Origin of the sequence: Macrococcus lamae, from assembly GCF_004359545.1 — a bacterium.
In the GTDB taxonomy this organism is placed as follows: Bacteria; Bacillota; Bacilli; order Staphylococcales; family Staphylococcaceae; genus Macrococcus; species Macrococcus lamae.
The window spans coordinates 82,479-92,903 of sequence record NZ_SCWB01000010.1 but is presented as its reverse complement, the minus strand read 5'-3'; the positions used below and the strand labels follow the sequence as shown (position 1 = coordinate 92,903).

Genomic DNA, 10,425 nt, shown 5'->3' with positions numbered 1-10,425 from the left:
TTGTCTATTGCTTGAACTTACTCATTAAGTTGAGAACGAATAGTAGAAAGAGCATCCTTCAGATTACCAGGTTACTGAAGGCTTCTGTCTGGAATAGAAGCAATCATCTGATTCGAAGAATCCAAGGGACAGTTCCTTGAGATCCATAAAAAATTGACGCACTGAATTCACGAAATCATATAAGTAAAAAAATGGATGATTACTACCTCTGTTTAGGTATTTTCAAATTTTAAATTTTCGAAGAAAAGTAAATATCAGAAATTTCAGTCTTTATTTATGCAACACTAGTGATCATCATTATATATAACTGAATACCGTTGATAGGAGGTTACACATGATCAAGGAAGTGAGTATTAATCATTTTAAAGTTAATGTATCTTAAATGGAGAGTACTGAAACAGCGGAACATTTTTTTCCTTTTGGATTTTTAAGTTTTGAAGTTAAGAATTTTTCTGGTCTTATTCATCAAGCTTCTTTATCAATTGATAACGAAAGCATTAACTTTAACTCTTCGTCATTAACTGAACTCGTTAATGTTATCAACTAATTATAATAGTTGTTATTTTACTATAAGTAGAAAGTTATTAAATTTATGGACTGACAGCAAATAACTCGAGGCAGCCGCCCCGAGTTATTGTTTAGTTGATGTGAATCCGCCCCATTTTTTCACATGGTGTGTGAACGCATCGTCATCCACCATGATCCGGTTGATGAGGTATGGCGAGTTGTCTTTTGTTACAGCGTAGGGTGCGAGAATAAAGGCATTGTCGAAGTCCGCTTCTTCCAGCGTTTTCACTATCTTATCTGTTGCATCCCCGTATGGGTACGCGAATGTGTCAACAGTGACGCCGAGTTCTTTTTTAATGACTTTCCGGCTGTGCTTCAAGTCCGCTTTGAACTCTGACGGTTTCGCTGTGTTCAACACTGAGTGGTTGTTCTTCAGCTCATGCATGTTATATGTATGTGATCCGAAATCGAACACGCCGCTCTTCTTCATCGCCCGTAACTGACTCCATGTCGCTATTCTGATGTTGTTGAAACTTGGATTCCCGACTTGTCCTGCAATGACGAACACTGTCGCCGGTACGTCGTGTTTCTTTAAGATAGGCATCGCGTTTTTATACGTCGTGACGTCGGCATCATCAAACGACAGCCAGACGCATCCTTTCGGAAACTGCTGTTTGTTGTAGTGCTGCAGAAATTCCTTCTGCGTCAGAAAGGTCGCGCCGTGTTCTTTCATCCAGACGATCTGTTTCTCGAAATCTTTTTCAAATACACTGTATTTACGCAGCTCATTGTTATTCGATATGGTCTTCAGTACTCTGTTATACAGCGTTGCTTCTCTCACACGGTGGTAATTGAGCGCAAGGCAGCTGTTCTCGGTTTCGAGTGTATCGTATTTCAGCTTTACTTGATGCGCACGAATGTTGTGGTTGATCCACCACCCCAGCGTGAATGCCATCCCCGCAAGCAGTATAAACGTGAGTACAGTTTTAAGTTTCATGTTTCTCTACTGTTTTATCGACAATCGGATTACGCGCGAATGTGATGGTTTTCGCGTTCTGCAGGTTCTCATAGATGTCTTCACGGATATAGTCGAGCGCCATCAGTTCATCTTTCGTTGTCGGCCCTGGATAGCTCCGGCGGTTCAGCTTACCGTAACGGAGCTTGTTATACAGTCCCCAGAGATAGAGGAGACCGAAGATGAAGATCGTGTAATAAGCAAGTGAAGCACTGAAGTTGATGATATCACCGTTTTTTAAGTTAAGGACGATTCGTAGTATATTGACGACGTCGATCGGCAGGTTGAAGAATGCTGTGATGAAGAACATGAGGGCGTAGAGTACGTACAGCCAGAGTGCTGCTGATAGAATGAACAATACGGTTTCAAGGATAGGGTTCTTCTTCGTTCTGACGATCAGATCGTTTCTTCTCTGTTTCCTCTGTCCGGACTTGACCATACCGCATAACCTCCTTTGATTCTTGATCTGATTGCTTTAGGGAAGGCGACGATAGCAATCACTGCGTTGACAATCCAGTAGACGAACGGATACCAGGCGATCCAGAAGTACATGGCGGTGATGTTGTCATATCGTGCGTCGATGAGCAGAGATACTGTCAGCTGAATGATAGCGACAAGTGTTAACGTGAATGCTGAGAATGTCAGCAGTACGAGCAGATCCTGGAATGACGTGACGCGGAAGATCAAGTAGTACAGTGTCATAAATAGCAGTGAGTAACTCCAGAAGATACTGATCCACTGTTCGAGATAAATCGGCCATAGTCTACGGTATTTCCAGCTTTTTAAGACCCCCCAGTGGCGGAGTATGACTTCCTGGCCTCCCTGTGCCCAGCGTACGCGCTGTTTCCAGTAGCCGCCGAGTTTCTCCGGGACAAGCATCCAGCATAGTGCCTGCGGTTCATAGCGGATATCCCAGAAGCGTTCATGGAATTTCCATGAGACGGAAATGTCTTCAGTAATCATATCGACATCCCACAATCCGACATCAACGAGCGCTTTCTTACGGAAGGCGACAATAACGCCTGAGACCGTCATAATCTTGCCGACGATACGCTGCGTTCGCTTGATGGCACCGATGATCGAGGCATATTCTACGACCTGCAGTTTGCCGAGCAATGTGTCACGGTTACGGATTCTCGGGTTGCCGGTTACTGCAGCGACCCGTTCCCCTTTATGGAAGAAGTGTTTGATCAGATGATACGGGGCATCGTTATCGATGATCGCGTCAGAGTCGACGCAGAGGAGATATTCACCATGTGACGCGAACAGTCCGAGACGGAGCGCATTGGCTTTTCCTTTGTTCTCCTGATTGTCAATCGCACGGACGATATCATATGTCTCAGCAAGTTCCATGATGATGCCTGCGGTGTTGTCCTTCGATCCATCGTTGATCAGAATAATTTCTTTCTTCGGATAATCAAGTCGGATCAAATTCTCGACTGTTTCTCTTACGGTATCCTGCTCGTTATAGCAGGGGACAAGAATGCTGATCAGTGGCCAGTCGATATCAGTCGGGATATCACCTGTGCCTGACCGTTCGCGTCGGATGAAGTAAATAATAGAGCCCGCCAGCCAGACGATTGCCATTAACAGCGGATAAAGAAATACAAAGTTAGACCAGAATTCTATCAATGTCTTAAGCATTGCCCCACTTCCTTTCAGATTAGTTTTCTATGATGTCCAACTGCTTCTTGCTGTTTTTATTGACGTACATCATATCATCAGCATGTTTAAGCAGCTGGGTGAGTTCTGTACCGTCAAGACCGTATTGACTACTGCCATAGCTGATGTGAATAGATAGCTCACGCCCGCATACATCAAATGGCTTGACGAACATAGCGTTTAGCTTTGTCGTATAGAGACAGTACCTTTCGTCAGATTTAATAGATGACACGAGGACAAATTCATCTCCTCCCAGACGAAATAACCGCTCACCAGGCAGCAGCATATATTTTGAACGCTCACCGATAGTGGTCAGTACGTTATCTCCTGTATCATGTCCGTGCGTGTCATTGATTTCTTTGAAGTCATCAATGTCAAATAGACAGATGTAGTGTAGTAACTCATGGTTTGTCTTAATGGCTGTGTCGAAATGCTGAATCAATGCAGCGCGGTTCGGCAGACCAGTCAGTTCGTCTTCATATATATTGGTCTGAAGAACGTCCAGTGTTTCAACCGTTTCATCGCTGAACTTGAGCAGGCTGTCACTTGCTGATTGAATCGTCTCTTTAGAGAATTCACCGCTTCTCACTTCTTCGAGTACATCGTTCAGTTTGTTACTCATATGCCGGTAGATCAGAGCCCACGCGGAGTAGTTGATCATCGTGATGATGAGTGTTGAGACGAGCAGTAATTCCACTGATCTTCTGCCCTGTGCCTGGAATAATGCATTGAATCCTGTATACAATAGGCTGATGAACAGCCCGATAAATGAACAGATCATAATAACTTTTGGATTATAATAAGTTCTTTTCATTATTATCACCCTTTCAATCACACTAAGGTGTTGTCTGTTCTAACTCATGACTGATTGAAAAAGTCAGAAAGACTTAATAATCATCTTTATACATAAAACGAATTAAATCGTATAATTTTGATTATGGAATTTAGTGGATTAAATTGAAAATTAAATAAGTTATTTTATGTTTGTATAAAAAAACTTTCTTAATATTAATATTAAATACCTTATTCCACTAATCTTAAACAATTATATAGAGAAATTATCATTATTTAAAAATAATTATAAAATCAAATAATATACGTTTTGCGATTAATTAAATATGTATATATATTCGATATATTGTATAGGGACATTCAGCCATATTGGTGAAATAATGTATTGCTGAGAAGATAATTCGTAATGATGTATAAAGTAATAAAAATATACTATGGTCATTTAAAGTATGTTCGTATAAAATGAGATGAAAGCGATATCATTTAAGGGGAGAAACTATTTTGACTGACGAAGTAAAGAGAGAGAAACGTAAAATCGGTATTTGGTCTGCATTAATTCCATTGGTCTTTATGATTGTAAGTATGATTATCACAGTTGTAGTGCTGAAACAGGCACCTCATATACCGCTGATGATTGGTACAGCTCTTGCTGCCATCGTTGCTTATGCTCATGGATTTACATGGGAAGAAATTGAAGAAATGATGTACAAAGGGATTAAACTGGCGTTGCCGGCCATTCTTATCATCATACTGGTCGGGCTCGTCATCGGAGCATGGATTGGCGGCGGTATTGTAGCGACAATGATTTACTATGGTCTGAAGCTTATTACACCTTCTATGTTCCTGTTGACCATCTGTCTTATTTGCGGCATTGTGTCACTTGCTATCGGTTCCTCGTGGTCAACGATGGCAACAGTCGGGGTTGCTGGTATGGGTATCGGAATCAGTATGGATATTCCAGCGGGGATGATTGCCGGAGCAGTGATTTCCGGCAGCTATTTCGGTGATAAGATGAGTCCGTTATCCGACACGACTAACCTCGCAGCTGGACTGACAGGAACGGATTTGTTTGATCATATTAAGCACATGTTCTACACAACCATACCAGGGCTGCTGATTGCGCTGACGGCTTATTTCTTCATCGGACGTCAGTTCAAGTCTGGTCATATGGATACGGGAAAGATTGATGCGATCAATCAGGGGATGCAGGATCACTTCACTATATCACCATGGCTTCTGCTCATTCCGGTCATCGTCATCGTTCTTGTAGCGATGAAAGTCCCGGCAGTCCCGGCACTGGTAGTCGGCATTGTGCTCGGTTTCGGGTCGCAGCTGTTAATTCAGGGCGATTCACTACAGGTGGCAGCGAGTACATTGCAGGAAGGCTACGTGCTTAAATCAGATAACAAGCTGATCAATGAGCTGTTCAATAAAGGCGGGCTTGAGTCGATGTTCTTTACAATTTCGATGACCATCGTGGCGATGACATTCGGCGGTATTCTTGAGTACAGTGGCATGCTGAGTGCCATTATCTCACAAATTCTTAAAGTAGCGAAAGGAACAGCAGGATTGATTGCAGCAACGGTAGTCAGCTGCTTTGCGACGAATGCAACTTGTTCAGAGCAATATATCAGTATTGTCGTGCCGAGTCGGATGTACATTAAAGCATATATCGATCAGAACCTCCATCCGAAGAACTTATCGCGTGCGCTGGAAGATGGCGGCACGTTGACGAGTGTCTTCATCCCATGGAATACGTGCGGTGTATTTATTCTTGCGACATTGAATGTCGGTGTCATGGAATATGCTCCGTATGCGATACTGAACTACGTCATTCCATTCATTTCTATTCTCTATGGCATCACTGGCTTTAAGATCGTAAAGATGACCAAGGAAGAACGCGCTTACTACGAGCAGAAGTCCCTTGCGGCGTAAAGATCATCAGTGTGAACGGAAGTCGGACAAGTCAGTACTCTCCATACCGCATTTAAGGCAGATATAGAGCGTTCCTTCAGGTTCGATAGTGACCACTTTGTCATGCGGGCAGTCTGCTTTGTCGTGCGGAAAATCTCCTTCAGTGAGATGTGCGATTTCGTCAGGCGTCAATTTGTCCATGAGGAATGCCTCCTTTTAATGGACTATACCCATTTCGTTTCATAGTGATACGTTTTCATAATTTTTGACCGGTATCACTGACTGCTGTCGATAGTTATGTCGACAGGAGGTGAAATAAATGGCGCTTGCCAGAAGTTTTGAATGTCTGTTTTGCGGCGTGCTGATTGTACTCTTTCTTATCTATATACTTGGTGCTAACTGGTTGTTTGGCAGTCTGTGCTATGCGGTAATATTTTATGCGCTGTTCAGTCTGACGGTGATTCTGTTTGACGTGGATGGTGTGTTCTGGCAGCAGGCAGTGGAAGCTGCCGGTTTATCGCTGTTGATACTGTATTTATTATTTTTTGTCTGCAGCTGATAATCAGTCTGAAGAATGATGCAGCCGGTCAATAAAAAGTGTACAATATTTTTGAGGTGTAACTATGAAGAAAAGAAAAATAGGATGTTTTTTACCGGCTGTACTCTTAAGTTTACTTGTCATCATCGGTATAGCGGGCTACGCAGGCTATGCCTATTTCAAAGTGAAAGGCACAGCAGATGCCATTCATGAACCGATTAAAGGTCGTTCGAAGTCTGATTTGCGGAATGAAGATGTCAGTATTAAACAGCAGGATGCGATTTCTGTCGCACTGTTCGGTGTCGATTCAAACAAGGACCGCCTAGCGACAGGAGATGCGGGACGCAGTGATTCAATCGTGCTGCTCAGCATCAACCCTGATACTAAGAAAGCAGTCATGGTTTCCATCCCGCGGGATACGTACAGCGAAATGGCAGGGAAGGGCACTTATGAGAAAATCGCTCACGCCTATGCGTACGGTGGTCCGGATATGGCAGTGAAGTCGGTTGAGAAGCTGATGAATGTGCCGGTTGATTACTATGCGACGGTCAATATGGACGGGATGCACGAAATGGTCGATGCGGTCGGCGGCATTGATGTTAAAAGTAACGCGACGTTTACCGTCAAAAACTATTCCTTTGTGGAAGGTGAGACCGCTCATCTTGACGGCGATGCGGCACTTGCCTTCATCAGAAGCCGGAAAGAAGACGGTGCGGGCGGTGACTTCGGTCGTCAGCAGCGCCAGCAGCTGGTGATTCAAGGTCTTGCTAAAAAAGTGCTGAGTGTCGGTTCTGTCACAAAGCTTGACAGCATACTCGGTACAGTAAAAGGAAATGTCGTCACTGATATTACCTTTGACGAGCTGACCGGTCTTAGAAACGGCTATGCCGCAACACTCGATCATGTCGATAAGTATCAGCTGCAGGGAAACGGTCAGATTCTGGATGACGGCTTATGGTATTTCATGCCGGATGATGCCTACAAGCAGCAGGTGACAGAACTTTATATGGACAATCTGAAATAACAAAAGCTCCGGCCGGGATGGTCGGAGCTTTTTTGAGGTGTTACATCATTCGTCTGACGGTCAGCTGATAGATGATATTGATCAGAATCGCACTTGCTGCGATGATGCTGAGCGCAAAGTGCTGCGGATGACCTGTCGCATAGCCGTACAATGTGATGAACAGCATAGCGGCCGGCAGAAGGATATTCGTCATTTTAAATGCATTATAAAGACCGGTAAAGATGACGATCATTTCTTCCTTATTAAGCGAGTCAATCAACTTATCATCAAAGTCTGACTCGAAGTTGTTCGGCAGATCACGTTCCGGATATAATTTGTTAATCATACTGTAACCGTAGTATCGGATGACAGCGGCGAAAATCAGCACGATGATACTTGTGATTCCAAGCCACATCGGTGCACGGTTCAACGTGACGAGCAGAATAGAGCCGAGCGCGAAGTAAAAGGCGATGATCAATGCGATATTCATCAGCGAGAATTTCTTGAATGACTGACGGTCCTGTTCCGCATGTTCAAGAGACGGGTCGTTATCTACTTTGTAGGCAATGCGGCTGTAGATGAGTCCGATGATGCCAGCGATAATCGCAGTAGCAATGATAGCGATGATGTAGTTATCTGTTCTGAGCAGATCCGCGACCGGACTTTTCCATAAGTCAATCGTAAACAGCAGAACAGCCATGATGATGACGAGTAAGACGGGGATAACGTATTTATTTAACATAAGACACTCCTTTTTTTTATGTATTATACCCCGAATTTCCGGGTAAAGACATGCTCTATATGAAAAACATGTCATGCGTTACATGAGGATACCAGTTTTTTAAAGGGGTCGACTGCTAAAAAATATAAATATTGTACGATTTAAGGTATAATTGAAGCGAGAATAAAGGAGGAGTTACAAGTGGAATTAGCTAAATATATTGATCATACATTATTGAAGGCGGATGCAACAACAAGTCAGATTGATACGCTGGTCGCTGAAGCGAAGGAACACGGGTTTATGAGCGTATGTGTCAATCCGACACATGTCAAACGCTGCGCGGCGGCACTTGCAGGAACTGATGTGCTCGTATGTACAGTCATCGGGTTTCCGCTCGGCGCAACGACATCAGCAGTTAAAGCGTTCGAGACTAAGGACGCGATTCACAACGGTGCGGGTGAAGTGGACATGGTTATCAATATCGGTGCGCTGAAAGAAGGAAATGACGATTTAGTGCTTGAAGATATTAAAGCAGTCGTCGAGGCAGCAGCAGGTGTGACGACGAAAGTCATCATCGAGACTAGTCTTTTGAACGACGACGAAAAGCGCCGTGCATCAAGTCTTGCGAAGCAGGCAGGTGCAACCTTTGTTAAGACATCAACTGGATTCTCAACAGGAGGTGCGACTGTAGAAGACGTCAAGCTGATGCGCGAGACAGTCGGTCCTGATATGGGCGTCAAAGCGTCAGGCGGCGTGCGCTCGACTGAAGATGTCGATGCGATGATTGCAGCGGGTGCAACGCGTATCGGTGCAAGTGCAGGCGTGCAGATTCTACAAGGAAAGACTACAGACGGCAATTACTAGTAGTCTGATTTTTTTAACTGGAAGTGCGGGTTGTGGCGTGTAAATAAGGTTTACACGCCATAACTTTCACTATTACAAACATTCAAGGGGGTCAAGTCATGAGAATGGTAGATATTATAGCGAAAAAACGTGATGGCGGCGAACTGTCAAAAGAAGAGATTGAGTTCTTCATTACAGGATATACGAATGGAGATATCCCCGATTATCAGGCATCGAGTCTCGCGATGGCGATTTACTTTCAGGATATGAATGATGATGAGCGGGCGAATTTGACGATGGTGATGGTAGAAAGTGGCGATCAGATCGATCTGTCAGCCATTGATGGCATTAAAGTCGATAAGCACTCAACAGGCGGCGTCGGTGATACGACGACGCTCGTGCTTGCACCGCTTGTAGCAGCACTGGATATACCAGTTGCGAAGATGAGTGGCCGAGGCCTCGGTCATACTGGCGGCACGATTGATAAGCTGGAAGCAGTGGACGGGTTCCACGTGGAAATTTCAGAAGAAGAATTTACGCGTCTCGTCAATGAACATAAAATCGCAGTCATCGGGCAGTCAGGCAACTTGACGCCGGCGGACAAGAAATTGTACGCGCTGCGTGACGTGACAGGGACGGTTAACAGTATTCCTCTGATTGCGTCCAGTATTATGAGTAAGAAGATTGCAGCCGGTGCTGATGCTATTGTTCTTGACGTCAAGACAGGTGCCGGTGCATTTATGAAGACAGACGAAGATGCAGAACGTCTGGCACGCGCTATGGTGAAGATCGGCAACAATGTCGGCCGCCGTACGATGGCGATTATTTCTGACATGAGCCAGCCGCTTGGGTTTGCTATCGGTAATGCGCTGGAAGTTCAGGAAGCGATAGAAACGCTACGCGGCGAAGGACCGGAAGACTTGACAGAACTCGTAATGACGCTCGGCAGCCAGATGGTTGTATTAGGCGGGAAGGCGGAAGACCTGGACGACGCACGCCGGAAACTGCAGGAAGTCATCGATAACGGTGCAGCACTTGAGAAGTTCCGGGAGTTTCTAGAAAACCAGGGCGGCGACGGCAGCGTCGTTGATGACGTTACGAAGTTACCGCAGGCAGCATATACGATTGAAGTGCCCGCGAAATCAAGCGGTGTTGTCAGCCGCATGGTCGCTGACGAGATCGGTATCGCGTCTATGCTGCTCGGTGCAGGCCGCGCGACGAAGGAAGACACAATTGATCTTGCGGTCGGGCTGATGCTTAGAAAAAAAGTCGGTGACACGGTCGAAGAAGGCGAGTCACTCGTAACAATTTATGCGAACCGTGAAGATGTGGAAGACGTCAAACAGAAGATTTATGACAACATTGAAATCAGCGCGCAAGCTGATAAACCTGCGTTGATTCATACAATTATTACAGAGTAGGAGCGTGGT

11 protein-coding genes are annotated in these 10,425 nt (G+C 44.7%); 5 read left to right on the top strand and 6 right to left on the bottom strand.

Annotated features, from left to right (window positions below; genetic code table 11):
* Positions 1 to 631: 631 nt before the first annotated feature.
* Genes icaB through ERX29_RS06905 form a run of 4 tightly spaced genes read right to left on the bottom strand, consistent with a single transcriptional unit; the run spans position 632 to position 3,998 of the window.
* The gene (gene icaB, locus ERX29_RS06920; RefSeq protein ID WP_133443971.1) at positions 632 to 1,504 is read right to left on the bottom strand and encodes an intercellular adhesin biosynthesis polysaccharide N-deacetylase; all 873 of its coding nucleotides are present in this window, start codon (positions 1,502 to 1,504) and stop codon (positions 632 to 634) included.
* The gene (locus tag ERX29_RS06915) at positions 1,494 to 1,961 is read right to left on the bottom strand and encodes a hypothetical protein (RefSeq protein WP_133443970.1); all 468 of its coding nucleotides are present in this window, start codon (positions 1,959 to 1,961) and stop codon (positions 1,494 to 1,496) included. The genes icaB and ERX29_RS06915 overlap by 11 nt, the downstream gene beginning before the upstream one ends.
* Positions 1,919 to 3,166 carry a poly-beta-1,6-N-acetyl-D-glucosamine synthase gene (gene pgaC, locus ERX29_RS06910; protein WP_133443969.1) on the bottom strand — a complete coding sequence of 416 codons (1,248 nt, stop codon included), beginning with the start codon at positions 3,164 to 3,166 and terminating at the stop codon, positions 1,919 to 1,921. The genes ERX29_RS06915 and pgaC overlap by 43 nt, the downstream gene beginning before the upstream one ends.
* 19 nt (positions 3,167 to 3,185) lie before the next feature.
* Entirely contained in the window at positions 3,186 to 3,998 is an 813-nt protein-coding gene (locus ERX29_RS06905; RefSeq protein ID WP_133443968.1) for a GGDEF domain-containing protein, read from the bottom strand.
* 479 nt (positions 3,999 to 4,477) lie between these two features.
* Here ERX29_RS06905 and nhaC point away from each other — a divergent pair, with 479 nt between their 5' ends.
* Positions 4,478 to 5,911 carry a Na+/H+ antiporter NhaC gene (gene nhaC / locus ERX29_RS06900; protein WP_279433914.1) on the top strand — a complete coding sequence of 478 codons (1,434 nt, stop codon included), beginning with the start codon at positions 4,478 to 4,480 and terminating at the stop codon, positions 5,909 to 5,911.
* 6 nt (positions 5,912 to 5,917) lie between these two features.
* Here the strand turns inward: nhaC and ERX29_RS10980 are convergent, their stop codons facing one another.
* Positions 5,918 to 6,091: a hypothetical protein gene (locus ERX29_RS10980; RefSeq protein ID WP_165981091.1), complete on the bottom strand. Its 174-nt coding sequence runs from the start codon at positions 6,089 to 6,091 to the stop codon at positions 5,918 to 5,920.
* Positions 6,092 to 6,209: 118 nt separating this feature from the next.
* Between ERX29_RS10980 and ERX29_RS06895 the strand changes: the two genes are divergently transcribed.
* A complete protein-coding gene (locus tag ERX29_RS06895) occupies positions 6,210 to 6,449 on the top strand; it encodes a hypothetical protein (RefSeq protein ID WP_133443967.1) in 240 nt (79 codons plus the stop codon).
* A gap of 64 nt (positions 6,450 to 6,513) precedes the next feature.
* Positions 6,514 to 7,452, top strand: coding sequence for an LCP family glycopolymer transferase (locus ERX29_RS06890; protein ID WP_133443966.1), 939 nt, complete (start codon positions 6,514 to 6,516; stop codon positions 7,450 to 7,452).
* Between the two features lie 40 nt (positions 7,453 to 7,492).
* Here ERX29_RS06890 and ERX29_RS06885 read toward each other — a convergent pair whose 3' ends face one another.
* Positions 7,493 to 8,173 carry a hypothetical protein gene (locus tag ERX29_RS06885; protein WP_133443965.1) on the bottom strand — a complete coding sequence of 227 codons (681 nt, stop codon included), beginning with the start codon at positions 8,171 to 8,173 and terminating at the stop codon, positions 7,493 to 7,495.
* Positions 8,174 to 8,353: 180 nt separating this feature from the next.
* Here ERX29_RS06885 and deoC point away from each other — a divergent pair, with 180 nt between their 5' ends.
* Positions 8,354 to 9,016 carry a deoxyribose-phosphate aldolase gene (deoC, locus tag ERX29_RS06880; protein ID WP_133443964.1) on the top strand — a complete coding sequence of 221 codons (663 nt, stop codon included), beginning with the start codon at positions 8,354 to 8,356 and terminating at the stop codon, positions 9,014 to 9,016.
* Between the two features lie 98 nt (positions 9,017 to 9,114).
* The gene (locus ERX29_RS06875; protein ID WP_133443963.1) at positions 9,115 to 10,416 is read left to right on the top strand and encodes a pyrimidine-nucleoside phosphorylase; all 1,302 of its coding nucleotides are present in this window, start codon (positions 9,115 to 9,117) and stop codon (positions 10,414 to 10,416) included.
* Positions 10,417 to 10,425 lie beyond the last annotated feature (9 nt).

Excerpts from the sequence above, each read along its gene's own strand:
- icaB (WP_133443971.1), bottom strand. The coding sequence starts at position 1,504 with ATGAAACTTAAAACTGTACTCACGTTTATACTGCTTGCGGGGATGGCA.
- ERX29_RS06915 (WP_133443970.1), bottom strand. The coding sequence starts at position 1,961 with ATGGTCAAGTCCGGACAGAGGAAACAGAGAAGAAACGATCTGATCGTC.
- pgaC (WP_133443969.1), bottom strand. The coding sequence starts at position 3,166 with ATGCTTAAGACATTGATAGAATTCTGGTCTAACTTTGTATTTCTTTAT.
- ERX29_RS06905 (WP_133443968.1), bottom strand. The coding sequence starts at position 3,998 with ATGAAAAGAACTTATTATAATCCAAAAGTTATTATGATCTGTTCATTT.
- ERX29_RS10980 (WP_165981091.1), bottom strand. The coding sequence starts at position 6,091 with ATGGACAAATTGACGCCTGACGAAATCGCACATCTCACTGAAGGAGAT.
- ERX29_RS06895 (WP_133443967.1), top strand. The coding sequence starts at position 6,210 with ATGGCGCTTGCCAGAAGTTTTGAATGTCTGTTTTGCGGCGTGCTGATT.
- ERX29_RS06890 (WP_133443966.1), top strand. The coding sequence starts at position 6,514 with ATGAAGAAAAGAAAAATAGGATGTTTTTTACCGGCTGTACTCTTAAGT.
- ERX29_RS06885 (WP_133443965.1), bottom strand. The coding sequence starts at position 8,173 with ATGTTAAATAAATACGTTATCCCCGTCTTACTCGTCATCATCATGGCT.
- ERX29_RS06875 (WP_133443963.1), top strand. The coding sequence starts at position 9,115 with ATGAGAATGGTAGATATTATAGCGAAAAAACGTGATGGCGGCGAACTG.